The organism is Stutzerimonas azotifigens DSM 17556 (assembly GCF_000425625.1).
GTDB classification, from domain to species: domain Bacteria; phylum Pseudomonadota; class Gammaproteobacteria; order Pseudomonadales; family Pseudomonadaceae; genus Stutzerimonas; species Stutzerimonas azotifigens.
Genome location: NZ_KE384419.1, coordinates 68,328 through 92,874, shown reverse-complemented (window position 1 = coordinate 92,874; position 24,547 = coordinate 68,328). Strand labels below are relative to the sequence as shown.

General features: G+C 69.1%; 22 protein-coding genes. 4 read left to right on the top strand and 18 right to left on the bottom strand.

Translation table 11 applies throughout. The features are described 5' to 3' along the window. Positions 1-196 precede the first annotated feature (196 nt). The 4 genes from H610_RS0120865 to trxA form a co-directional block, all read right to left on the bottom strand. On the bottom strand, positions 197-1,162 hold the full coding sequence (locus H610_RS0120865; RefSeq protein ID WP_028241473.1) for a CDP-6-deoxy-delta-3,4-glucoseen reductase: 966 nt from the start codon (positions 1,160-1,162) through the stop codon (positions 197-199). A gap of 56 nt (positions 1,163-1,218) precedes the next feature. Continuing rightward, positions 1,219-2,685, bottom strand: a complete 1,467-nt coding sequence (gene ubiD, locus H610_RS0120860) for a 4-hydroxy-3-polyprenylbenzoate decarboxylase (protein WP_028241472.1) — start codon at positions 2,683-2,685, stop codon at positions 1,219-1,221. 106 nt (positions 2,686-2,791) lie between these two features. Next, positions 2,792-4,051 (bottom strand): transcription termination factor Rho, encoded by a 1,260-nt coding sequence (rho, locus tag H610_RS0120855; RefSeq protein ID WP_028241471.1) that lies wholly within the window; start codon positions 4,049-4,051, stop codon positions 2,792-2,794. Positions 4,052-4,499: 448 nt separating this feature from the next. After that, on the bottom strand, positions 4,500-4,826 hold the full coding sequence (trxA, locus tag H610_RS0120850; protein ID WP_028241470.1) for a thioredoxin TrxA: 327 nt from the start codon (positions 4,824-4,826) through the stop codon (positions 4,500-4,502). Positions 4,827-5,062: 236 nt separating this feature from the next. Between trxA and ppx the strand changes: the two genes are divergently transcribed. After that, entirely contained in the window at positions 5,063-6,568 is a 1,506-nt protein-coding gene (ppx, locus tag H610_RS0120845) for an exopolyphosphatase (protein WP_028241469.1), read from the top strand. Between the two features lie 3 nt (positions 6,569-6,571). Here the strand turns inward: ppx and ppk1 are convergent, their stop codons facing one another. After that, positions 6,572-8,782 (bottom strand): polyphosphate kinase 1, encoded by a 2,211-nt coding sequence (ppk1, locus tag H610_RS0120840; protein ID WP_028241468.1) that lies wholly within the window; start codon positions 8,780-8,782, stop codon positions 6,572-6,574. Between the two features lie 20 nt (positions 8,783-8,802). Further along, entirely contained in the window at positions 8,803-9,813 is a 1,011-nt protein-coding gene (gene hemB, locus H610_RS0120835) for a porphobilinogen synthase (protein ID WP_028241467.1), read from the bottom strand. A gap of 280 nt (positions 9,814-10,093) precedes the next feature. On the opposite strand from hemB, the gene elbB reads away from it, so the two are divergent. Then, entirely contained in the window at positions 10,094-10,756 is a 663-nt protein-coding gene (gene elbB / locus H610_RS0120830; protein WP_028241466.1) for an isoprenoid biosynthesis glyoxalase ElbB, read from the top strand. Between the two features lie 105 nt (positions 10,757-10,861). Beyond that, the gene (locus H610_RS0120825) at positions 10,862-11,332 is read left to right on the top strand and encodes a thioesterase family protein (protein ID WP_028241465.1); all 471 of its coding nucleotides are present in this window, start codon (positions 10,862-10,864) and stop codon (positions 11,330-11,332) included. Positions 11,333-11,532: 200 nt separating this feature from the next. Here the strand turns inward: H610_RS0120825 and H610_RS0120820 are convergent, their stop codons facing one another. From H610_RS0120820 to H610_RS0120795, 6 genes are all read right to left on the bottom strand, one after another. Continuing rightward, on the bottom strand, positions 11,533-12,000 hold the full coding sequence (locus tag H610_RS0120820) for a YaiI/YqxD family protein (protein WP_028241464.1): 468 nt from the start codon (positions 11,998-12,000) through the stop codon (positions 11,533-11,535). Beyond that, positions 12,000-13,904 carry a cytochrome c/FTR1 family iron permease gene (locus H610_RS0120815; protein WP_084166519.1) on the bottom strand — a complete coding sequence of 635 codons (1,905 nt, stop codon included), beginning with the start codon at positions 13,902-13,904 and terminating at the stop codon, positions 12,000-12,002. Before H610_RS0120815 ends, H610_RS0120820 begins: the two co-directional genes overlap by 1 nt. A 148-nt stretch (positions 13,905-14,052) precedes the next feature. After that, positions 14,053-14,685, bottom strand: coding sequence for a homoserine/homoserine lactone efflux protein (gene rhtB / locus H610_RS0120810; protein WP_028241462.1), 633 nt, complete (start codon positions 14,683-14,685; stop codon positions 14,053-14,055). A 53-nt stretch (positions 14,686-14,738) separates the two neighbouring features. Further along, complete coding sequence (locus tag H610_RS0120805; protein ID WP_028241461.1) at positions 14,739-15,470, bottom strand: TerC family protein; 732 nt, start codon at positions 15,468-15,470, stop codon at positions 14,739-14,741. A gap of 9 nt (positions 15,471-15,479) precedes the next feature. After that, positions 15,480-16,067, bottom strand: a complete 588-nt coding sequence (locus H610_RS0120800; RefSeq protein ID WP_028241460.1) for a mechanosensitive ion channel domain-containing protein — start codon at positions 16,065-16,067, stop codon at positions 15,480-15,482. Next, on the bottom strand, positions 16,064-17,974 hold the full coding sequence (locus H610_RS0120795) for an ATP-binding cassette domain-containing protein (RefSeq protein ID WP_028241459.1): 1,911 nt from the start codon (positions 17,972-17,974) through the stop codon (positions 16,064-16,066). Before H610_RS0120795 ends, H610_RS0120800 begins: the two co-directional genes overlap by 4 nt. Before the next feature lie 68 nt (positions 17,975-18,042). Between H610_RS0120795 and H610_RS0120790 the strand changes: the two genes are divergently transcribed. Further along, positions 18,043-18,492: a TIGR02444 family protein gene (locus H610_RS0120790; RefSeq protein WP_028241458.1), complete on the top strand. Its 450-nt coding sequence runs from the start codon at positions 18,043-18,045 to the stop codon at positions 18,490-18,492. On the opposite strand, the gene H610_RS0120785 is transcribed toward H610_RS0120790, so the two are convergent. From H610_RS0120785 to hemC, 6 genes are all read right to left on the bottom strand, one after another. Further along, entirely contained in the window at positions 18,482-19,204 is a 723-nt protein-coding gene (locus H610_RS0120785; protein ID WP_152529139.1) for an AlgP family protein, read from the bottom strand. The genes H610_RS0120790 and H610_RS0120785 overlap by 11 nt on opposite strands. Positions 19,205-19,332: 128 nt before the next feature. Further along, on the bottom strand, positions 19,333-19,803 hold the full coding sequence (locus H610_RS0120780; protein WP_028241456.1) for an Rsd/AlgQ family anti-sigma factor: 471 nt from the start codon (positions 19,801-19,803) through the stop codon (positions 19,333-19,335). Between the two features lie 299 nt (positions 19,804-20,102). After that, a complete protein-coding gene (locus H610_RS0120775) occupies positions 20,103-21,338 on the bottom strand; it encodes a heme biosynthesis HemY N-terminal domain-containing protein (RefSeq protein ID WP_028241455.1) in 1,236 nt (411 codons plus the stop codon). Beyond that, positions 21,335-22,600 (bottom strand): uroporphyrinogen-III C-methyltransferase, encoded by a 1,266-nt coding sequence (locus H610_RS24325; RefSeq protein ID WP_084166517.1) that lies wholly within the window; start codon positions 22,598-22,600, stop codon positions 21,335-21,337. The genes H610_RS0120775 and H610_RS24325 overlap by 4 nt, the downstream gene beginning before the upstream one ends. A 127-nt stretch (positions 22,601-22,727) precedes the next feature. Next, a complete protein-coding gene (locus H610_RS0120765) occupies positions 22,728-23,498 on the bottom strand; it encodes a uroporphyrinogen-III synthase (protein WP_028241454.1) in 771 nt (256 codons plus the stop codon). Next, entirely contained in the window at positions 23,495-24,433 is a 939-nt protein-coding gene (gene hemC, locus H610_RS0120760) for a hydroxymethylbilane synthase (protein WP_028241453.1), read from the bottom strand. Before hemC ends, H610_RS0120765 begins: the two co-directional genes overlap by 4 nt. Positions 24,434-24,547: the final 114 nt, after the last annotated feature.

The following is a 24,547-nucleotide window of genomic DNA, read 5'->3' as shown; positions in this document are numbered from 1 at the left end:
TGGAGGCTGGAGGCTGGAGGCTGGAGGCTGGACAGGATTTGGGTTGACGCTCACGCCTGTCAAGCCTTTTTTGCGAGGCTTTTCCCCAGTCGAGCCCTTTCCTGCGGCCCGCAGCCCCTCCCCGTTCAGCCCTCCAGCCCTCCAGCCTTCAAGCCTTCCAACCTCCAACGCTCTTAACCCGGCCTTTGGGCTTTTTCTAACGCGGCGCATAGGCGAACACGTCCGCGCGCATCTGGTGGGCGTCCATGCCGGCCTCGACCAGCGCGTCGAGGGTGCCGTAGACCATCGCCGGCGAGCCGCTGGCATAGACGTGCAGCGGCTTGAGGTCGGGAAAGTCCTGGCGCACGGCCTCGTGCAGCAGGCCGCAGCGCCCGTCCCAGCCGCAGACGTCGCTGACCACCTGGTGCAGGAACAGGTTCGACTGCGCCTGCCAGTCGGCCCAGTGCTCCAGCCTGTAGAAATCCTCCGGCTGGCGCACGCCCCAGTACAGGTGCACCGGATGGGCGAAGCCGGTCGCGCGGCAGTAGTCGATCAGACTCTGCATCTGCGCCATGCCGGTGCCGGCGGCGATCAGCACCAGCGGCCCGGACGGCAGGTCGGCCAGGTGGGTGTCGCCGAACGGCAGCTTCACCCGCACGTGCCCCTGCCGCTCCAGATACGCGATCAGCGCCCGGCCCGCTTCGTCGCGCGCCAGCATGTGCAGCTCCAGCTCGCGGCCGGCCTGCGGCGCCGAGGCGATGGAAAAGGCCGCGAACTCGCCGTCCGGGCGCTGCAGCAGCAGGTACTGGCCGGCGTGGTAGCGCGGCGGCCTGCCCGCCGGTGCCAGCAGCCTGACGCGGAACACGTGGCCGCCGACCGGCGTGCAGGACTGCACCTGGCAGCTCAGCTCGCGCACCGGCAGTTCGCCGGGGGCGAGCACGCCGTCCCAGTGCAGCACGCAGTCTTCCAGTGGCTCGGCCAGGCAGGTGTAGAGTTCGCCGTGGTCGCGCTCCTCGCCGGCCTGGCGCACGCGACCCTCCACCAGCAGGGCGGCACAGACGTGGCAGTTGCCGTTACGGCAACTCTGCGGGCAGTCGTAGCCCAGGCGGCGGGCCGCATCGAGGATGCGCTCGCCGGCACGGACCTCCAGGACCGAACCTGAAGGCTGCAAGGTCACTTTCATCGTTCTGCTTTTCTGTCGATTGGCCGGCCACGCGCGGGCGGTCGGCCGTGGGGTTCTCAGTCGATGCCCAGCTCCGGCCAGAGTTCATCGACCCGGCGCTGGACCGCTTCGTCCTGGACGATGGCCCGGCCCCATTCCCGGCTGGTCTCGCCCGGCCACTTGTGGGTCGCGTCCAGGCCCATCTTCGAGCCGAGGCCCGAGATCGGCGAGGCGAAATCCAGGTAGTCGATCGGCGTGTTGTCGATCAGTACGGTGTCGCGCCTGGGGTCCATGCGCGTGGTGATTGCCCAGATCACGTCGTTCCAGTCCCGCGCGTTGATGTCATCGTCGGTGACGATCACGAACTTGGTGTACATGAACTGGCGCAGGAAACTCCAGACCCCCAGCATCACGCGCTTGGCGTGGCCCGGGTACTGCTTTTTCATGGTTACCACGGCCATCCGGTAGGAACAGCCTTCCGGCGGCAGGTAGAAGTCGACGATTTCCGGGAACTGCTTCTGCAGGATCGGCACGAACACTTCGTTCAGCGCCACGCCGAGGATCGCCGGCTCGTCCGGCGGACGACCGGTATAGGTCGAGTGATAGATCGGCTGGCGGCGGTGGGTGATGCGCTCGACGGTGAACACCGGGAAGCGATCGACCTCGTTGTAGTAGCCGGTATGGTCGCCGTAGGGCCCCTCGTCGGCCATCTCGCCGGGATGGATCACCCCCTCGAGGACGATCTCGGCACTCGCCGGCACCTGCAGGTCGCTGCCGCGCGCCTTGACCAGCTCGGTCTTGTTGCCGCGCAGCAGTCCGGCGAAGGCGTATTCGGACAGGGTGTCGGGCACCGGGGTGACGGCGCCGAGGATGGTCGCCGGATCGGCGCCGAGGGCGACCGCCACCGGATAGGGACGGTCAGGGTGTTTCTGGCACCACTCGCGGAAGTCCAGCGCACCGCCGCGATGGCTGAGCCAGCGCATGATCAGCTTGTTGCGACCGATGACCTGCTGGCGGTAGATGCCGAGGTTCTGCCGCTCCTTGTTCGGCCCGCGGGTGACGGTCAGGCCCCAGGTGATCAGCGGCCCGACGTCGCCCGGCCAGCAGGTCTGCACCGGCAGGCGCGACAGGTCGACGTCGTCGCCCTCGAGCACCACCTCCTGGCAAGGCGCATCCTTCAGCACCCTGGGGCCCATGGCCATGACCTTGCGCAGCAGCGGCAGCCTGGACCAGGCGTCCTTCAGCCCCTTCGGCGGCTCGGGCTCCTTCAAGTAGGCCAGCAGCCGGCCGATCTCGCGCAGCGCCTCGACCGACTCGGCGCCCATGCCCAGCGCGACCCGTTCCGGTGTGCCGAACAGGTTGCCGAGCACCGGCATGTCGAAGCCGGTCGGGTTCTCGAACAGCAGCGCCGGCCCGCCGCGCCGCAGGGTGCGGTCGCAGATCTCGGTCATCTCCAGCACCGGCGAGACCGGCGCCTTGACGCGCTTCAGCTCGCCGCGCTGTTCGAGGGCGCGGAGGAAATCCCTTAGATCACGGTACTGCATCAGCCTCTCACTGATCGCTGAAGGCTGAAAGCTGAAGGCTGGACGAGAAAAGCCACTTGCCGTCCGGCCCTCAGCCTCCAGCCCCAGGCGGCTTGCCGCCTGTGGCTTACTTCCGCTTCATGGATTGGAAGAACTCTTCGTTGGTCTTCGTATCCTTCAGCCGGTCGAGCAGGAATTCGATCGCGGCGATCTCGTCCATCGGGTGCAGCAGCTTGCGCAGGATCCAGATCCGCTGCAGCTCTTCGTCGCTGGTCAGCAGCTCTTCGCGGCGGGTGCCCGAGCGGTTGATGTTGATGGCGGGGAACACGCGCTTCTCGGCGATCTTGCGGTCGAGCTGCAGCTCCATGTTGCCGGTGCCCTTGAATTCCTCGTAGATCACCTCGTCCATCTTCGAGCCGGTTTCCACCAGCGCGGTGGCGAGGATGGTCAGGCTGCCGCCCTCCTCGATGTTGCGCGCGGCACCGAAGAAGCGCTTGGGCTTCTCCAGCGCGTGGGCGTCGACACCGCCGGTGAGCACCTTGCCGGAGCTCGGGATCACGGTGTTGTAGGCGCGCGCCAGGCGGGTGATGGAATCGAGCAGGATGACCACGTCCTTCTTGTGCTCGACCAGGCGCTTGGCCTTCTCGATGACCATTTCGGCGACCTGCACGTGGCGGGTCGGCGGCTCGTCGAAGGTCGAGGCGACCACTTCGCCGCGCACGGTGCGCTGCATCTCGGTCACTTCTTCCGGGCGCTCGTCGATCAGCAGGACGATCAGGTGGCATTCGGGGTTGTTGCGGGTGATGTTCGCCGCGATGTTCTGCAGCATGATGGTCTTGCCTGCCTTCGGCGGGGCGACGATCAGGCCGCGCTGGCCCTTGCCGATCGGTGCGCAGAGGTCGATCACCCGGCCGGTCAGGTCTTCCGTGGAGCCATTGCCGGCCTCCATGGTCAGCCGCTCGTTGGGGAACAGCGGGGTCAGGTTCTCGAAGAGGATCTTGCTCTTGGCGTTTTCCGGCCGGTCGAAATTGATGGTGTCGACCTTGAGCAGCGCGAAGTAGCGCTCGCCTTCCTTCGGCGGGCGGATCTTGCCGACGATGGTGTCGCCGGTGCGCAGGTTGAAGCGGCGGATCTGGCTCGGCGAAACGTAGATGTCGTCGGGGCCGGCCAGGTAGGACGAATCCGCCGAGCGGAGAAAGCCGAAGCCGTCCTGGAGGATTTCCAGGACGCCGTCGCCGGAAATCTCCTCGCCGCCCTTCGCGTGCTTCTTCAGCAGCGAGAAGATCACGTCCTGCTTGCGCGAACGGGCCATGTTTTCGATGCCCATCTGTTCGGCCATTTCGAGCAGCTCGGTGATGGGCTTTTGCTTGAGTTCGGTCAGATTCATAGAAAGAGATCAGGAAGGATTGAAGAAAGCGTTGAGCTTGAGAAGCCGCGCAGCAGGAGGCGAACGAGGTTCGCTGGACGTAGAGTCGGGCAGGAGTGCGTCGGCGACGGCATGCAGAGGGCGCTCGAAGAATGAGCGCGAGCCCGAATGTAACACCCGCGCAACGGAGCGTCCAGCGCGCAGGGCAAAAAAAACCCCGCGCTCGGCGCAATGCTGTTCACTTAAGTGATAGACCCTTGGCCTCAGGCAGGCCTACGACCTGCATCGCCGCGAGGGCGCGCCTCCCACAGGGATATGGTGCATGCCGCAAGCCCGTCGGGAACCGGCGCGACCTCCCACAGGGCTCGGCGGGCAACTCCGCTTTTGTGGGAGGCCCGACCTCGGGGCGAGCTTGCCTAAGTGAACGGCATTACGCGCTCGGCGGGGCTTCTTCGGACAGGACGACCTGTCAGATGTTGCTGTCGAGGAAGGCGGCCAGCTGCGATTTCGACAGGGCGCCGACCTTGGTCGCCTCGACGTTGCCGTTCTTGAACAGCATCAGCGTCGGGATGCCGCGTACGCCGTACTTCGGCGGGGTTTCCTGATTCTCGTCGATGTTCAGCTTGCAGATCTTGAGCTTGCCCTGATAGTCCTTGGCGATCTCGTCCAGCACCGGCGCGATCATCTTGCACGGGCCGCACCATTCGGCCCAGTAGTCGACGAGCACGGGGCCGTCGGCCTGGAGAACGTCCTGTTCGAAGCTGGTATCGCTGACGTTGGTGATGTATTCGTTCATGAATTTTTCTCCAGGGTCGGAACCTAAACTGGCGGCCATCATAGCCCGCCTTTTTCCTCACCGAAAGCCGCGCTGGCCCAACCTTCGGCTCATGGCGGCGGTCTGAGGCTATGACCACGGCGCCCCGCGTCCCTCCCCGCGAGGCGCCGGACGGCCAGGTGCGGCATGATCGCCGGGCTCGTTGGCGGTGGCCGGCTATCGTGTAGGATGTCCGGGTTTTGCACTGAGATCACTCCATGCTTCAAGCGTCAGCCGAGCAGCAGGCCCCCCTGATCGCGGCGATCGATCTGGGCTCCAACAGTTTCCACATGGTGCTGGCCCGCACCAGCAACGGCGAGCCCCGGATCCTCGAGCGGCTGGGCGAGAAGGTGCAGCTGGCGGCCGGCCTCGACGAAGAGCGCCAGCTCAGCGAGGAAGCCATGCAGCGCGGCCTCGACTGCCTCGGGCGCTTCGCCCAGATGGTCAACCACCTGCCCGAGGGCGCGGTGCGCGTGGTCGGCACCAACGCCCTGCGCGAGGCGCGCAACCGCGCCGAGTTCATCCGCCGCGCCGAACGCATCCTCAAGCACAAGGTGGAGGTCATCTCCGGCCGCGAGGAAGCGCGCCTGATCTACCTCGGCGTGTCGCATACCTTCCCCGGCAAGGAAGGCCGCCGCCTGGTGGTGGACATCGGCGGCGGCAGCACCGAGTTCATCATCGGCCAGCACTTCGAGTCGCAGCTGTGCGAAAGCCTGCAGATGGGCTGCGTGAGCTTCACCCAGCGCTTCTTCCGCGACGGCAAGATCACCGCCGCCAACCACGCCAAGGCCTATACCGCGGCGCGCCTGGAGCTGATGAGCATCGAGCAGGGCCTGCGCCGGCGCGGCTGGGACCAGGCCATCGGCGCCTCGGGCACCATCCGCGCGGTGGGCCTGGCGATCCAGGGCGGCGGGCACGGCAACGGCGAGGTCAATCGCGCCGGCCTGAACTGGCTCAAGCAGAAGCTGTTCAAGCTCGGCGACGTGGAGAAGATCGAGCTGGACGGCGTCAAGCCCGACCGCCGGGCGATCCTTCCGGCCGGCCTGGCCATTCTCGAGGCGGTCTTCGATGCGCTCGAACTCGAGCACATGAATCATTCCGAGGGCGCGCTGCGCGAAGGCGTGCTCTACGACCTGCTCGGCCGCCACCATCACGAGGACGTGCGCGAGCGCACGCTGTCGGCGCTGATGGAGCGCTACCACGTGGACGGGGAACAGGCGACGCGGGTCGAGGCCAAGGCGCTGGAGGCCTTTGACCAGGTCGCCGGCGACTGGGCGCTCGACCACGAACGCCACCGCGAACTGCTCGGCTGGGCGGCGCGCATCCACGAGATCGGCCTCGACATCGCCCACTACCACTACCACAAGCACGGCGCCTACCTGATCGAGCACTCCGACCTGCCGGGCTTCTCGCGGCAGGACCAGCAGCAGCTGGCGCTGCTGGTCCGCGGCCATCGGCGCAACATTCCCAAGCAGAAATTCGAGGAACTCGCCGAGGACGGCGTGCAGCTGACCCGGCTGTGCGTGCTGCTGCGCTTCGCCATCCTCTTCCACCATATCCGTGGCCCGCAGGACGTCCCGGAGGTTCAGCTGAAGGCCGGCGACGACTGCCTGGACGTGACCTTCCCGGAAGGCTGGCTGGAGCGCAACCCGCTGACCAGCGCCGACTTCGCCCAGGAGGCGGAGTGGCTCAAGCGGATCGGCTTCAGCCTGCGCGTGCGCTGAACCTCAGCGCACGCTGGTGTTGCTCAGGCGCTCGAGCAGCGCGTTCTGCGCGTTGCGCGGGTTCTGGTTGCCGCTCGGCGTGTTGCGCAGGTAGTTGCCGTCCGGCTGCAGGCTCCAGCTCTGGGTGTTGTCGGTCAGGTAGGACTCCAGTTCCTTCTTGACCCGCGACACCAGCTTCTTGCCCTCGACCGGGAAGCAGGTCTCGACGCGCCGGTCCAGGTTGCGCTCCATCCAGTCGGCGCTGGACAGGTAGAGCTTCTCGTCGCCGCCGTTGAGGAAGTAGTAGATGCGGCTGTGCTCGAGGAAGCGGCCGATGATCGAGCGCACCTGGATGTTGTGCGAGACCCCGGGGATGCCCGGGCGCAGGCAGCACATGCCGCGCACCACCAGGTCGATCTTCACCCCGGCCTGGCTGGCCTTGTACAGCGCGCGGATGATCTTCGGATCGGTCAGCGCGTTGACCTTGGCCATGATCTGCGCCGGCTTGCCCTCGCTGGCGTGCTGGGTCTCGCGGGCGATCATGTCGAGCATGCCCTTCTTCAGGGTGAAGGGCGCGTGCAGCAGCTTCTTCATGCGCAGCGTCTTGCCCATCCCGATCAACTGGCTGAACAGCTTGGAGACGTCCTCGCAGAGCGCGTCGTCGGAGGTGAGCATGCTGTAGTCGGTGTACAGCCGCGCGTTGCCGGCGTGGTAATTGCCGGTGCCGAGGTGGGCGTAGCGCACCAGCTCGCCGTTCTCGCGGCGCAGGATGAGCATCATCTTGGCGTGGGTCTTGTAACCCACCACGCCGTAGATCACCACCGCGCCGGCCTGCTGCAGGCGGCTGGCCAGCTGCAGGTTGGATTCCTCGTCGAAGCGCGCGCGCAGTTCGATGACCACGGTCACCTCCTTGCCGGCGCGCGCCGCCTCGACCAGCGCGTCGACGATCTCCGAGTTGGCCCCCGAGCGGTACAGGGTCTGCTTGACCGCGAGCACGCAGGGGTCCTTGGCGGCCTGGCGCAGCAGGTCGACCACCGGGGTGAAGGACTCGAACGGGTGCAGCAGGATGACGTCCTGCTTGCCGACCACGTTGAACAGGTTGTCGCTGTCCGCCAGCTGCTTGGGAATCGCCGGGGTGAAGGGCGCGTGCTGCAGCTCGGGGTGGCTGTCCAGGCCGGTGATGCTGAACAGGCGGGTGAGGTTCACCGGGCCGTTGACCTGGAACAGCTCGTTCTCCGACAGGTTGAACTGGCGCAGCAGGAAGTCCGACAGGTGCTTCGGGCAGGTATCGGCCACTTCCAAGCGCACCGCGTCGCCGTAGCGGCGCGAGAACAGCTCGCCACGCAGCGCCCGCGCCAGGTCTTCGACGTCCTCGGCATCCACCGAAAGGTCGGCGTTGCGGGTCAGGCGGAACTGGTAGCAGCCCTTGACCTTCATACCCTGGAACAGGTCGTCGGCGTGCGCATGGATCATCGACGAGAGGAACACGAAGTTGTCGCCGCTGCCGCCGACCTCTTCCGGCACGCGGATGACCCGCGGCAGCGAGCGCGGCGCCGGGATGATCGCCAGGCCCGAATCGCGGCCGAAGGCGTCGACGCCTTCCAGCTCGACGATGAAGTTCAGGCTCTTGTTCACCAAGAGCGGGAACGGGTGCGTCGGGTCGAGGCCGATCGGGGTGATGATCGGCGCGATCTCGTCGCGGAAAAAGCGCCGCACCCAGGCCTTGAGCTTGGGCGTCCAGTGGCGGCGGCGGATGAAGGTGATCTGGTGCTTGGCCAGTTCCGGCAGCAGCACCTCGTTGAGAATCCGGTACTGGCGCGCCACCTGCTCGTGCACCAGCTCGCTGATCCGCGCCAGCGCCTGGTGCGGCTGCAGGCCGTCGGGGCCGGCCTGCTCGCGGGCGAAGTTGATCTGCTCCTTCATCCCGGCCACGCGGATCTCGTAGAACTCGTCGAGGTTGCTGGAGAAGATCAGCAGGAACTTCAGCCGCTCGAGCAGCGGATAGGACTCGTCCAGCGCCTGCTCCAGCACGCGGATGTTGAACTGCAGCTGCGACAGCTCGCGGTGGATGTAGAGGCTGGTGTCGTCGAGCCCGGGGACCGGCGCAGGCGGCGCAGGCGGCGCTTCCGCCAAGGGTTCGGCTTCGGTTTCGATCTCCGGCGGGAGTTCGGCGGCCGGCAGTTCCTCGGCCTGCGCGTCGCGCAGATCCATCTGGGTCGATCCCTGGTTCGTCATCTCGTAGCCCCCGGGGCGCTTCAGCCCCGTTTCAGTTGTTCGGCCGCCCGCTTGGCGAAGTAGGTGAGGATGCCGTCGGCGCCGGCGCGCTTGAAGGCGGTCAGCGATTCGAGGATCACCGATTCGCTGAGCCAGCCGTTCTGGATCGCCGCCATGTGCATCGCGTATTCGCCGCTGACCTGGTAGACGAAGGTCGGCACCCGGTAGGCGTCCTTGACCCGCCAGAGGATGTCCAGGTACGGCATGCCCGGCTTGACCATTACCATGTCCGCCCCTTCCGACAGGTCGGCGGCGACTTCGTGCAGCGCCTCGTTACCGTTGGCCGGGTCCATCTGGTAGGTGTGCTTGTTGCTCTTGCCGAGGTTGGCCGCCGAACCCACCGCGTCGCGGAACGGCCCGTAGTAGGCGCTCGAGTACTTGGCCGAGTAGGCCATGATGCGCACGTTGCTGTGATCGGCGACTTCCAGCGCCTCGCGGATGGCCTGGATGCGGCCGTCCATCATGTCCGAGGGCGCGACGATCTGCGCGCCCGCCTCCGCGTGCGACAGCGCCTGGCGCACCAGGGCGTCGACGGTGATGTCGTTCTGCACGTAGCCGTGCTCGTCGAGGATGCCGTCCTGGCCGTGGCTGGTGAAGGGGTCGAGCGCCACGTCGGCGATCACCCCGAGTTCCGGGAAGCGCTCGCGCAGCGCACGGATGGCGCGTTGCGCGATGCCGTCGGGGTTCCAGGCTTCGGCGCCATCGAGCGACTTCTTCTCAACCGGCGTGACCGGGAACAGCGCCACCGCCGGAATGCCCAGCTCGACCAGTTCGGCCGCTTCCTCGAGCAGCAGGTCGATCGACAGCCGCTCGACGCCGGGCATCGAAGGCACCGCCTCGCGGCGATTCTCGCCGTCCAGGACGAACACCGGCAGGATCAGGTCGTCGACGGTGACGACGTTTTCCCGGACCAGGCGGCGGGAAAAATCGTCGCGGCGGTTGCGACGCAGGCGGGTGGCCGGGAACAGGCGGCTGGCAGAAGCGAAACTCACGATGGACTCCAGGCCCGGCAGGCGGGCTAAGGTGACGGTTATAGGCGACCGGCATGACGGCAGGATGACGATGCGACACCGGTGAACCGGCTCATTGTGCCAGCCCTGGCGCGTCTGGCCAGTGCTTTGGTCGGCTGATCGGCGCGGCGCGGGGCATCCGCTGAACACGGCACGGGCCTGGCACTCCATAGGAGACGCCCGCTCGCTTACGCTGGCCACGGCCAGCCTTTAACATGGGCTCGTTCGCGCGGTGCTGCGCCCTTTCGACCAGGAGTCTTGCATGAACAAGAATGTCGCCGTGATCCTCTCCGGCTGTGGCGTCTACGACGGCTCGGAAATCTACGAAAGCGTGATCACCCTGCTGCGCCTCGACCAGCGCGGCGCCCGGGTCCAGTGCTTCGCGCCGGACATCCCCCAGCACCACGTGGTCAACCACCTGACTGGCGAGGAGATGGCGGAGACCCGCAACGTGCTGGTCGAGGCCGCACGCCTGGCCCGCGGCAACATCAAGCCGCTGTCCGAGGCGCGCGTCGAGGACTTCGATGCGTTGATCGTGCCCGGCGGCTTCGGCGCGGCGAAGAACCTCTCGGACTTCGCCTTCGAGGGCGCCGGCTGCAGCGTGCGGCCCGAGGTGCTGGCCGTGGCCCGCGCCTTCGCCGAGGCCGGCAAGCCGGTCGGCCTGATGTGCATCGCGCCGACCATGGCGGTGCAGATCTTCGGCAAGGGCGTGGTCTGCACGCTCGGCAGCGACGAGGCCGACGCCGCCGCGGCGGTCCGCGAGATGGGCGCCGAACACCGTGCCTGCGAGGTGAGCGACATCATCGAGGACCCGGCGCGCAAACTGATCACGACCCCGGCCTACATGCTCGCCGAATCCATCAGCCAGGCCGCCGGCGGCATCTACAAGCTGGTCGACCGCGTGCTCGAGATGACCGCGCACTAGGGTCTGTTGCGCCAAACCGGCCAATCGCCCTGCCGCTCGCGCCAGGGCACTGGCCAGCCCACCACACTTGCGGCAGCGTCTGCTCTCCACGGTCCGGAAGCGATCATGAGCAGCCACGCCTTCACCCTCACCGACGAAGAACGGCAGGCCGTGCGCCTGTTCTTCGAGCGCGTGCCCTTCAACCTCTCCCTCGGCATCGAACTGGACGAGGTTTCCAGTGAGCGGGTGGTCATGCACCTGCCGATGAAGCACGAGCTGATCGGCAACTTCCTCCACGGCATTCTCCACGGCGGGGTGATCGCCTCGCTGCTGGACGTCGCCGGCGGCGCCATGGCGCTGATCGGCGCCTTCGAGAAACACCGCCACCTCACCACCGAGGAACGCATGCTGCGGCTGTCGCGCCTCGGCACCATCGACCTGCGCATCGACTACCTGCGCCCGGGCCGCGGCGAGCGCTTCTCGGCCACCGCCGTACTGCTGCGCTCGGGCAACAAGGTCGCGGTGGTGCGCTCGGAACTGCACAACGAGGATGGCGTGCTGATTGCGGTGGGGACCGGGACTTATCTGTGTGGGTGACGCGAGGCTGCAGGCTGGAGGCTGGAGGCTGGAGGCTGGAGGCTGGACAGGATTTGGGTGGGCGCTCACGCCTGTCAAGCCTTTTCGGTGACTGTGCCGGAAAATGGCGCGCTTGCACCCGCTCGACGTCCGACACGGCTCCTCTCGTCCAGCCTTCGAGCCTTCTAGCCTCTAGCCTTCCAGCTCTTACCTCCCGTGCTTTAACCCGGCTTCGCCGGCGCCTTCACCAACCGCGTAAGTATCCGATCCAGCGCATTGGCGAAGGCCTGCCGGTCGCGCTCGCCGTAGGCGCCCTGGCCGCCGGTCATCTGGCCCTGGTCGCGCAGGTCGGTGTACAGGTTGCGCACCGCCAGACGATCGCCCATGTTGCGCTCGTCGAACTCGCGCCCGCGCGGGTCGAGCGCCGCCACGCCCTTCTTCACCAGGCGGTCGGCCAGCGGGATGTCGCTGCAGATCACCAGTTCGCCCGGCTGGGCATGCTCGACCAGATAGTCGTCGGCCGCATCCGGCCCGCTCGGCACCACGATCAGGCGGACCCGGGCGAAGGCCGGCTTGACCTGCGCCTGGCCGGCCACCAGCAGCACCTCGAAGTCGCGCTTGAGGGCGAACTTGACCACCTGGTCGCGCGCCGCGCGGGGGCAAGCGTCGGCATCGATCCACACGCGCATCAGGCCTGCTCCGCCGGCAGCCCGGCGCGCTGGCGCTCCGCCCGCCGGCTGCGCGCATAGAGCGCGGCGACCGCCGCCAGTGCCAGCGCCTGCGCCGACAGCGACCAGGCATCGGCGTGGATGCCGAGCAGGTCGACCTCGAAGAAGGGCACCGGGCGCGTCCCGATCACACCGGCTTCCTGCAGCGCGACCACGCCGTGGCCGGCGAACACCACCGACAGCACACACAGCAGGACGGCATTGGCACTGAAGAAGGTGGCCAGCGGCAGCTGCCGCGCGCCGCGCAGGATTACCCAGGCCACCCCAAGCAGCAGCCCCAGCGCCACCAGCGCACCGGCAATCACCGCACTCTGCCCGGCACTGCCGGCCTGCAGCCAGAGGGTTTCGTAGAACAGGATCACCTCGAACAGCTCGCGGTACACGGCGAAGAAGGCCAGCACGGCGAAGCCGAAGCGGCCGCCCTCGCCCAGCCGGCTGCGCACGCTCGCCTGCCAGGCCGCGGCGTGCCGGCGGTCGTGCATCCACACCCCGACCCAGAGCAGCACCACGCTGGCGAACAACGCGGTGATGCCCTCCATCAATTCGCGCTGCGCGCCGCTGATGTCGATGGCGTAGGCGGCCAGCGCCCAGGTGCCTACCCCGGCCAGCAGGGCCAGGCTCCAACCGACGTGCACGCTGCGCAGCGCGGCCTGCTGGCCGGTGTTGCGCAGGTAGGCCAGCACGGCCGCCAGCACCAGGATCGCCTCGACGCCCTCGCGCAGCAGGATCAGCAGCGCCGAGACGAAGCTCAGGGTCGGGCTCAGCCCATTCTCGCCGAGCAGCTCACGGCACTGCGCCAGCAGCGCCTCGGCATCGGCCAGCCGCTGCTGCGCCTGCGTGGCCTCGACCCGGTCCAGCAGCGCCTGGCGATAGCCCATCAGCGCCTTCTCGGTGGTGCGGCGCAGGGCTGGATCGAGGTTGTCGAGGGCGCTTTCCACCAGCTCGAAGCCTTCCAGGTAGGCCGCGACCGAGAGATCGTAGGCCTGGTCCTGCTCGCCGGCCTGGTAGGCGGCGAGGCTCTCGTCCAGCGTCTGGCGGGTGTAGTCGATCAGCTGCTGGGGCCCGCGCTGGACCACCGGCGGCTGCGCGCGCTGCAGGCGGAAGGCCGCGGCGCGCGCCTCGCCCTCGCGCGCCGCGACCTCGACGGGGGTGTCCGAGGCCAGCCGGGCCAGGGCGAAGGGCGCGCCCTTCGCCTGCAGCGGGTCGGCGCTCAGGCCGGCGACCTGGGCGGCCAGGTCCCAGCGCTGGCGTTCGTTCAACTGGTCGGCGAAGCCGGGCATGTCGGTGCCCTCGACGCCCAGGCCGATGGTGCTGAACAGGTCGTAGAGGCTCAGGCGGTCGAGCCGGGTGCGATCGGTGAGATCGGCCGGCGCCGGCTCCATGCCGATGCCGGCGGGGCCGTCGCCGCGGCCGCGTTCGCCATGGCAGACCGCGCAGTGCTGCGCGAACAGCGGCGCGCCGCGCGTGGCGTCCGGAGTGATCGAGGGGCTGCGCACGACCTCGTATTCGGCGGCCAGGCGCTCGGCCAGCCGCCGGGCCTGGACACCGACCTGCTCGCCCGGCGCCTTGGCGGCGATCGCCCGGGCGAGCGTTTCGCCGGCTTCGACCAGGCCGGCCCGACCGGCGCGCGGCGGCAACGCCAGGATCAACCCCTGCAGGCGCTCGGCGAATTCCAGCTGCTCGCCGTATTCGGCATTGTCCACCACCACGCCGGCGTCCACCGTCGACGGATAGTCCGCCGCCAGGTAGCCGAGCAGGTGCAGCGCCTGCTCGGCACCTTCCAGGGTCTCGGCCGCCAGGCCACCGCTGAACAGCATCAGCAGCGACAGCAGGAAGACGGGCAGGCTGAAGAGAAATCGGAACATCGCCATCACCAGATGAGAATGAATGGCATTCCATTGTCGTCGCCGGGCGGCAGGCGAACAAGCATTTGTTACAAGATATTGCCCGCGATGGAAAACGCTACGCGGTTCCACCCCACGGTTCGGCGCACACGGAGCGCAAGCCTTGGCGTCAGGCCACTGCGCGTCGCACGCTGGCCAGCAGCGCCGCCGCCGCCACGAACAACGAGGCGAAGGTGCGGTTCATCAGGCGCTGCTGGCGCGGCGTGCGCAGCAGCCGCAGCACGCGCGCCGCCAGCCCGGTGTAGCCGGCCATGACGATCAGGTCGACGGCGACCATGGTGGCGCCGATGACCAGGTACTGCTCCAGCAGAGGCCGCTGCGGATCGATGAACTGCGGCAGCACGGCGAGCATGAACACCACCGCCTTGGGGTTGCTGGCGTTGACCAGGAACCCGCGCAGCACCAGCGCCAGCGGACGGCCGGCGGCACGCGGCGCCTCGCCGCCCGGCAGCTCGGCCGGCAGCGCCTGCCACTGCTTCACCGCCAGCCACACGAGGTAGGCCACGCCGAACCACTTGATCAGCGTGAAGGCCAGCGCCGAGGTGGCGAGCACCGCGCCGACGCCGGCGGCGACGATGGCTATCTGCAGCGCCAGGCCCAGCTGCAGGCCGAGGGCGTTCCAGTAGCCGCGCCAGAAGCCGTATTGCAGCCCGCTGGACATCGAGGCGATGGCGCCGGCCCCGGGCGACAGGCTGATCACCCAACAGGCGACGAGGAAAGCGAGCCAGGTCTGCAGTGCCATGCACGTGCTCCTTCGAAGATGACGGCCGCCGGCAGGCGCCGGCGGCCCCGGTTTCAGGCGCCCGGCGTCTTGCGCGACAGCGCCCCGCGCAGCTTGATGTTGATCGCCTCGACCGCCAGCGAGAAGGCCATGGCGAAGTAGACGTAGCCCTTGGGCACGTGCACGTCGAAGGCCTCGGCGATCAGCACGGTGCCGACCACCACCAGGAACGACAGCGCCAGCACCTTCAGCGACGGGTGCTTGTCGATGAAGCGGCTGATGGTGCCGGCCGACAGCATCATCACGCCGACCGAGATGACGATCGCGGCGATCATCACCGGCACGTTTTCCACCAGGCCGACGGCGGTGATCACCGAGTCCAGCGAGAAGACGATGTCGATGATGGCGATCTGGATGATCACCGCCATGAACCCGCGGCTCCTGGCCTTCGGCGTGTCGTCGGCCTGCTCTGCGCCTTCGACGCTGTGCCAGATCTCCAGCGTGCTCTTGAACAGCAGGAACAGGCCACCGAAGAACAGGATCAGGTCACGCCCGGAGATGCCTTCACCGAACACCTGGAACAGGTCGGCGGTCAGGCGCATCACCCAGGTGATCGACAGCAGCAGCAGGATGCGCGTACCCATCGCCAGCGCCAGGCCGAAGAAGCGCGCGCGTGGCTGCTGGTCGGCCGGCAGCCGGCTGACCAGGATGGAGATAAAGATGATGTTGTCGATGCCGAGGACGATTTCCAGCGCGGTCAGCGTCAGGAAAGCGACCCAGATTTCGGGACTGGCGAGCCATTCCATGATGAGTACTTATTTCTCTTGGGTGGGGGGAGACTGGAGCACACCCAGATCGCTGCCGCGCCAGCGGCGCACGGCTTTCTGGAAGAACATGCTGTTGGGGATGTTGACCATGTTGCTGACACCGGATTCGCCGAACTCCTCCAGGCTGGTGTAGAGCATGTTGATGTTGACCACCCGGCCCTTGATGCCGGGCTTGTCGGCCGCGTCCACCAGTTCGACCAGATCGCCGATGCGGAAGGGCCCGACGGTCAGGATCAGCACCGAGCAGAGCAGGTTGGAGAGCACGCTCCAGATGGCGAAGAAGGCCACCGCGGCGACTGCGACGAAGCCGGAAATGGCCGTCCACAGCACCGTTGCCGACACGCCGAAGCGCTCGAGGATCATGATCAGCGCGCCGCCGATGATGAACCAGCGCAGCCCGCCGCCGAGCGGCAGCAGCAGTTCCGGTGGCAGCGGATAGCGCGCCGACAGGCGGGCCATGGCCCGCGTGGTCAGGCGTTGCAGGGCGTAGGCGACGACCAGGATCAGCAGCACCTGGCCGGCCAGCAACAGCTGGATGCCCCATTCCTCGCTCAACAGCAGGATCTGTTCTCTCACGAAGCCGCCTCCAGCTGGCTCTGCAGGTTCTCGAGGGTTTCCAGCGCCGCCAGCCAGGCCTCCTCCAGCTCGGCCTCGCGGGCCTTGAGCGCGGCCTGCTCGGCCAGCCGCTCGCGCAATTCGTCCTTGCGCGCCGCCTCGTACAGGGCCGGATCGGCCAGTGCCGCCTCCAGCGTGGCGAGCCTGGCCTGGAGCAGCCCGAGCTCCTTCTCCAGCTTCTCGGCCTGGCGCTTGTGCGGGGCCAGCTGCTGGCGCAGCGCGGCCGCTGCCTGGCGCTGGGCGCGGCGGTCGGTCCTGTCGGCAGTCGGGGCGCTGTCGACGACCGGCTGCTGGCGGTTGCGGAACTCGACCAGCCAGCGTGCGTAGTCCTCGAGGTCGCCGTCGAAGGCGTCGATCCGGCCCTCGGCCACCAGCAGGAACTCGTCGGTGGTGCTCTTGAGCAGGTGGCGGTCGTGGGATACCACCACCACCGCGCCCTCGAAGTCCTGTAGCGCCAGTGTCAGCGCCAGGCGCATCTCCAGGTCCAGGTGGTTGGTCGGCTCGTCGAGCAGCAGCAGGTTGGGCTTGCCCCAGGCGATCAGCGCCAGGGCCAGGCGGGCCTTTTCGCCGCCGGAGAAGTTCAGCACCGGCTCGTCGCAGCGCTCGCCGCGGAAATCGAAGCCGCCGAGGAAATCGCGCAGGGTCTGCTCGCGCTCCTGCGGCGCCAGGCGCTGCAGGTGCAGCAGCGGGCTGGCCTTGGCGTCGAGGGCGTCGAGCTGGTGCTGGGCGAAGTAGCCGACCACCAGGTTCTCGCCGCGGGTCAGGCGCCCGCCGAGCGGCGCGAGCTCGCCGGCCAGGGTCTTGATCAGGGTCGACTTGCCGGCCCCGTTCGGGCCGAGCAGGCCGATGCGCGCGCCGGGCGCGAGCTGCAGCTTGACCTTCTCCAGCACCACCTTGTCGCCGTAGCCCAGCCGGCCCTCGGCCAGATCGAGCAGCGGACTGGAGACCTTGTCGGCCTCGCGGAAGCGAAAATCGAAGGGCGAGTCGACGTGCGCCGGCGCCAGCTCCTCCAGCCGCTCCAGGGCCTTGATCCGGCTCTGCGCCTGGCGCGCCTTGGTCGCCTTGGCCTTGAAGCGGCGGATGAAGCTCTCCATGTGCGCGCGCTGCGCCTGCTGCTTCTCGTAGGCCTGCTGCTGCTGCGCGAGGCGTTCGGCGCGGGTGCGCTCGAAGGCCGAGTAGCCGCCGCGGTAGAGCATCAGCTTGCGCTGCTCGAGGTGGATGACGTGGCCGACCACCGCATCGAGGAAGTCGCGGTCGTGGGAGATCAGCAGCAGCGTGCCGGGGTAGGCGGTCAGCCAGCCTTCGAGCCAGAGGATGGCGTCCAGGTCGAGGTGGTTGGTCGGCTCGTCGAGCAGCAGCAGGTCGGACGGGCACATCAGCGCCTGCGCCAGGTTCAGGCGCATCCGCCAGCCGCCGGAGAAATCGCCGACCCGGCGCTCCATCTGCTCGGCGCTGAAGCCGAGGCCGGCGAGCAGCTTGCGCGCCCGGGCATCGGCACTGTAGCCGTCGGCAGCGTCGAGCTCGGCGTGCAGCCGCGCCAGCGCCGAGCCGTCGCCGGCCGCCTCGGCGGCCTGCAGGTCGGCCTGTACGCGGCGCAGCCAGGTGTCGCCGTCGAGCACGTAGTCGACGGCCTGGCGCTCGAGGTTGTCGACCTCCTGGCGCATGTGCGCGATGCGCCAGTCCGGCGGCAGCTGGCAGTCGCCGCCGTCCGGCCCCAGCTCGCCGCGCAGCAGTGCGAACAGGCTGGACTTGCCGGCGCCGTTGGCGCCCACCAGCCCGGCCTTCTGCCCGGGATGCAGGGTGAGCTCGGCGCCCTCCAGCAGACGCTGGGGACCACGCTGTAGGGTGAGGTTCTGAAGTCGGATCATAATGGTCGCGGAGTTTATCAGTTCGCTCCGACAAGCCCTCTACGACCCACGAAAAAAAGACGACCGCCATGACCACCGACGATCTCTGGGAATTCGCACTGGTCTGCTACGGACGCCCCGGCGTGGAGCCGGCCTGCCTGCAGCTGCAGGACGGCGGGGCGGACGTCTGCCTGATGCTCTGCGGCCTCTGGCTCGAGGCTCGGCGGGTCGACTGCGACGCCGAGCGGCTGGCGGCGCTGACCGCGCTGGCCGGCCCCTGGCAGGCCGAGGTGGTCACCCCGCTGCGCCGGCTGCGCCGACATTGGCGTCAGCCGGCTTCCAGCGACCCGGCGCTGGCGAAACTGCGAAGCGAGGTGAAGGCGCTGGAGCTGGCCGCCGAGCGCGAGCTGCTCAGCCGGCTGCAGGCCCGCTGCCTGGACTGGCCGGCCGCGGCGGCGCCGGCACCCTGGCTGGAAGCCCTGGCGCCGGACCAGCCGCAACCGCTGCGGGTGCTGCGCGAGGCCGCGCTCAGCCGTTAGTCGAGGTCGAGGGCGCGCCTGCCTGGCCGTTGGCGCGCTTGCGCGAGGCCGGGCTCGACTTGGCCGGCGAGGTCTTGCGTGCCGGTTTCGCCGGCGCTTTCGCGGCGGGCTTGGGAGCCGTGGCCTTGGGAGCCGCAGGCTTGGACGCCGCAGGTTTGGAGGCGGCCGGCTTGGGCGCGTCAGGTTTGGGAGCGGCCGCCTTTGAGGCCGCTGGCCTGGGCGTGGCCGGCTTGGAAGCAGTCGCCTTGGAAGCCGCCGGCCTGGGTGCGGCAGCCTTGGAAGCCGCCGCCCTGGAAGCCGCCGGCCTGGATGTGGCGGGCCTGGCCTCCGCGGGTTGGTCGGTGACGGACGATGCGTCGCTGAGCGCACGCCCGGCGGCCTCGCCGACCTCGGTGATGCCGCGCGCCAGGTCGAGGCTGGCGCCGGCATCGCGCTCCAGGCGCTGGATGTAGGCGAGAGTCTGGGTTTCGCGGGTCTTCAGCAGGCCGAGGAGCTCGTCGAGCTCATCCAGCGACGCGCGCGCCTTGGCCTCGGCCTTCGGCTTGCTGGCCTGCTGCGCTTCGTCGAGCCGGCCCTGCAGCTTGCTCTGCTTGGTCTGCGCCTTGACGCGTTGCTTCTCGAGCCTGGCGAGCGTCTGCTCGGCGTCCTTGCGCGCCTGCCGGCAGGCCTTCTCGAGGTGATCGACGAGACTGAAGGAAAGCTGCTGCAGCAACTGCAGCGGTGAACTGACGGGGGATTTCTTTGCAGCCATGACGGGCCTCCTGGCGTTGGGCTCCGCCGAGCTTAGACGCGTCGCCGCCACCCCGCCAGTGGGGCGAGGCGACGGCCGGCCGGTGTCGATCAGGCGGTCGCGGCGCTCTGCTGGTGGGCGTTGTGCAGGACCTCGATCAGGCAGTCTTCCAGCTCGAAGCGCTCCTGCAGCAGCTGGCCGAGCCGCCGCAGCTCCTCGACCAGCCCCGGGCTGTCGTGGCAGTCGCCATCGACGCAACGGTCGTTGAAGGCCACGGCCACTTCGGTGATCGACTGGATGCGCGGATAGATCTGCCGGGCCAGCTCGATGCCGCGGGCATCACCGAAGGCCTCGGCTTCGCGCACCAGTTGCTCGTAGACCTCGAAATGCCCTGCCGACACGTAGTCGAGCAGGATTTCGCAGAAGGTCTGCAAGGCGTCGCGGCTGGCCGCCTCGCTGGCTTCGTGGACGTGCAGTCCGTCGAAGGCCTGGATGAGCTCATGACGCTCCTGCAACCAGCGATCGATCAACAGATGCACCCCACCCCAGCGTTCCTGGGCATTTCGACAGCTCTCGAGCATGGTGACCTCACATATCCCTTATCGGATTCGGTTGGCGGCCCGCGACGACATTCCGCCACGATTCGCATTGTTATGTGTTGGCCGAGGCAAACCGACAGGTTTCCGTCGCCGTGGGGCCAGACTATGCCCCCGCTCCGACGGCATCAACCCGGTGCCGACGATCAACCATCGCCTGTACTTGTGCAGAGCGACCAAGCAGAGACCCGACAAACGAGGCGGGAGTTCGATCGCGTCCCTGCGTCCTTTGCGCACGCCCGGCCGGCAGTGCGCCGGCGAGGGCATGCGAGCGGCCCACGCGATCAGCCACCGAGGCTCACCGGCGGCAGCGGCCGCCCCTGCTCGAGCAGGCCCAGCCCTTCCTGGTACAACCGGTTGCTGCGCTCGGATTCGCCCAGCTGCGCCAGCACCCGGGCCAGTTCGGCGCAGGTCTCGGGGCGCTGCTCGAAGCGCAGGCTGGCCTCCAGGTAGTCCCGCGCCTTGCCCCACAGCTGCTGGCGCACGCTCAGGCGGCCGAGCGCCAGCAGCAGCCTCGGGCTGTCCGGGTGCGCCTTCAGCCAGCCTTCGGCCTGCGCCAGCTGGCGGCCGGGGTCGCGTCCCTGAACCTGCCCGTAGAGGTCGGCGAGGCGGTCGTCGTAGCGCCGCTCGAGGGCGGCCCGCAGGACCTCCTCGGCGCGCGCCTCGGCCTTCAGCCGGCGCAGGCCGGCGGCATAGGCGACCACCAGTTCCGGCTCGTTGCGCAGGGCGGTCGGCACCGACTTCCAGACCTGGTCGAGCACCACCACCGGGTCGCCCTCGGCGGTCACCGCCGGCTCCCCGGCGCGTTCCACCGCGGCGATCCAGGCCAGCCGCTCGAGCGCGTCCAGCCGCGCCGGCGGCAGCACGCGCTGCTTGCGCAGCTCCGGCAGCAGGCCGCACAGGGCGCGCCAGTCCTCCAGCTGCACGTAGAGCTGCTGCAGCAGGCCGAGCACGTAGGGATGACGGGGATACTGCGCGTGCAGGGCGCCGAGCGTGGTGCGCGCCGCTTCGTACTCGCCGCGGGCGATGCACAGCTGCGCCTCGGTCAGGCCGATCGCCAGGGCGGCGTCCGGCTCGCGCTCGCGGGCCCTGGCCAGCAGCGCCTCGCTCGTCTCGCGCTCGCCGAGTTCGCTGGCGGCTCGCGCCGCGCCGAGGTAATGCACCAGCGGCTGGCGCTCGTGTTCGGCGGCCAGTTGCAGGTGACCGAGCGCCTGGTTCCACTGCCCCTCGGCCAGCTCGCGCAGGCCCTGCTGCGAGGCCCGCTCGGCACGCCGCCGGCGATGATGGCGCGACCAGGGGTTGACCCAGCGGCCGGAGACGTAGAGCGCGTCCAGCAGCGAGCGGATGAACACCGCCAGCAGCCACAGGCAGGCCACCAGCGCGAGAAACACCCAGAAGCTGGATTCGTAGCGGAAGCGGCCGTAGGTGATCAGCACGTAACCGGCGCTCTGGCTGATCGCCCAGCCCAGCAGGCCTAAGCAGACCAGCAGCAGGAAGACGGCGAAGAGGGTGCGTTTCATGTGCGCATCGCCCCCTGCCCGCTCGGTGCCGGCGCCTGGGGCTGCCCGGGCTCGTCGCGCGGCGCCGGCTGCGCCGGGGCCCCGTCTTCCCGGCCGGCACCGGGCTGCGGTGCCGGGTTGCGCTCGCCCGGCCGGGCGTCGCGCTCGAGCACCGCCTCGGGCGACTCGCGCTTCTCGACGTACTGCTGCAGGGCCTGCAGCGCCGGGGCGATGTCCGGGAGTTCGACCGACACGCGCTGCCCGGCCAGCTCGTCGAGCCGGCGAACCAGCGCGCGGCTCTGCGCGTTCTCCTCGCTGAAATGGTCCTCGAGCATGGCTTTGGCCTGCTCGAGGGACTGCCGGTAGACCTGCTCGTTGCTGTTGAGCACCGCCCACTGCGCCTGCTCGAAGGCCAGCGACAGGGCCAGGCGCACCTGCGCCAGGGTCTGCCCGGCGAGCAGCGGCTTGACGTCGGCGCTGGCGTCGAAGTCCACCCGCACGTAACGGGTCAGGCCTTCCAGCCAGCGCCGCCAGCGGCTCTGCCCTTCGGCGCCGGCCGAGGCCCCGCCCGGCTCGAACTGCGGCGCCAGCGCGCTGAGCTGCGAGACCTGCCCGCGCAGGGCGCCGAGCTGGAGGAACAGGCCGGTGCGATCCAGGTCGGGCAGGCTGCGCAGCGCCTCGAGCGCTTCCAGCAGCTTTTGCCGCACGGCGAAGGTGGCCGGGTCGTCCTGCCGGTGCAGGATCAGGTCGGCTTCGCGCACCAGCGCCTTGGCGCTGGCCACGTCCTGCATGGCCGACAGCCGCAGCATCGCCATGCGCAGCAGGTGCTCGGCCTCCGCCAGGCGCCATTCCTCGCGGCTGGCGCCGAGCACCTGCTCGACCCGCCCGGACAGGCGCTGCATGTCGCTCTGCAGGGCAGCCAGCAGGCGGCGGCGGTCTTCCAGCTCCTCGGGGGCCGGCAGGCGTTCGAGGCGGCCCAGGCGCGAAGCGAGTTCGCGCCCCTGCTGCTGCGCCTGCTGCGTCTGGCCGCGGGTCTGCTGGTCGGCCGCCCGCAGTTCCTCCAGGGCGCGCGCCTGCTGGTCCAGCTGGCGGCTCTGCATCAGGCTGTAGCTGCCGGCGCCGAGGCCGGCCAGCCCGACCAGCAGCGCCAGCCCGGCCAGCGCCTTGGCGCCGCTGCCGTTGCTGCGCACGGGAGGGGGCGCGGGTGTCGGATCGACCGTGGGACGTGGCTCGGTGGCCGGTGTTGTTTGCGCTTGTTCTTTACCGGGTTCTGCTTCGCTCACACTTCCATCCTTTGCAAGGTCGATCCGGGCTCAAGCTCGACAGTGCCCTGATTGCCCGATTCCGCGCAACCCGGCGCTCCGGCCGGCACTGCTCCGGCCGGGTGGCCGGGGCATGCGGATCGACGCGTTAGGCCGGCGCGGGTCTGTCGCGCAGTGCCGCCAGCAAGGCCGCGGCACTGGCGCCACGGCAGTCCACAACATCGCGGGCGCCAAGTTCCTGTGCCAGTCGGGCGACCCGCGGGCTCGGCACGAACAGCGGCAGGCGCCCGGCCAGTTCGGCCCACCCCTCGCCCGCCAGTTCGCTCAGGGACTGCAATCCCTGCCCACTGCTGACCACCAGGCCGTTCAGGCGTTCCGCCATGATCCGCGCGTGCACCGTGCCGGGCGGGTAGTCGGGACAATAGCGCCGGTACAGTGCCAGCGCATCGACCTGCACGCCGCGCGCGCGCAGCTGCTCGCCCAGCCACTCGCGGCCGCCTTCGCCGCGCAGGATCAGCACCCGCGGCTCATGGCCGGCCAGCGCCTCGCGGAAAGCCGGCAGCGCCAGCAGCGCCTCGCTGTCGTCGCCGCCGGCCGGCCAGCGGGCGTCCAGCCCGTAGTCTTCCAGCAGCGCACCGGTCGCCGCGCCGACGCTGAACCAGCGCGGGCCCAGCGGCGGCTGCGGCCAGTAGGTGTCGAGCCGCTCGAGGCCGAGGCGCGCCGCCGGCTTGCTCACCACCACCACGGCGGCGTAGCGGTCCAGGTCGAGGAAGAGCGAGCGCTGCTCGGGCGTTTCCGCCAACGGCTCGATGGCCAGTAGCGGCAGGCTGCTGCTGTGAATGCCGGCGTCGGCCAGGGTGGCGGCCAGCGCCGCGCACTCCTCGGCCGGCCGGGTCAGCAGCAGGCGCCAGCCACTCACGGGGAGTCGGCCTCGCCGTAGATCGCGTCGAGGATGCCCTGGGCGCCCTGCGCCAGCAGCTGCTCGGCGACCCGCACGCCCAGCGCCTCGGCCTCGGCGACCGGCGCCCGCCCCTCGGCGCGCAGCAGCTGGCTGCCGTCGGGCTGGCCGACCAGGCCACGCAGCCAGAGCGCCTCGTCCTCGAGCACCGCGTAGCAGGCGATCGGCACCTGGCAGCCGCCGTTCAGCCGGCGGTTGAGCGCGCGCTCGGCGCCGACCCGCAGTTCGGTCTCGCGGTGGTGCAGCGGCGCCAGCAGGGCGTGGATGTCGCTGTCGGCGGTGCGGCATTCGATGCCCACCGCGCCCTGGCCGCCGGCCGGCAGGCTGTCGTCCACGCCGATGCTGGCGCGGATGCGGTCAGCGAAGCCGAGGCGGATCAGGCCGGCGGCGGCGAGGATGATGGCGTCGTACTCGCCGGCGTCGAGCTTGGCCAGGCGGGTGTTGACGTTGCCGCGCAGGAAGCGGATCTGCAGGTCCGGCCGGCGCGCCAGCAGCTGCGCCTGGCGGCGCAGGCTGGAGGTGCCGACCACGCTGCCGGCGGGCAACGCGTCGAGGCTGTCGAAGCGGCTGGAGACGAAGGCATCGCGCGGGTCCTCGCGCTCGCAGATGCAGTACAGCCCGAGCCCGGCGGGAAACTCCATGGGGACGTCCTTCATCGAGTGCACGGCGATGTCGGCCTCGCCTTCGAGCAGGGCGGTTTCCAGCTCCTTGACGAACAGTCCCTTGCCGCCGATCTTCGCCAGCGGCGCGTCGAGCAGCTTGTCGCCACGGCTGACCATCGGCACCAGACAGACCTTCAGCCCCGGGTGCGCCGCCTCCAGGCGGGCCTTGACGTATTCGGCCTGCCACAGGGCCAGGGCGCTCTTGCGGGTAGCGATGCGGATTTCGCGGGACATAGGCAATTCCAGGGTTGAACTGCCGGGCATGATAACAGGCCGCCCGCGGCGACTGGGCTGACCGGGGGCAACGAACGGAGGCTGGAGGCTGGAGGCTGGAGGCTGGAGGCTGGA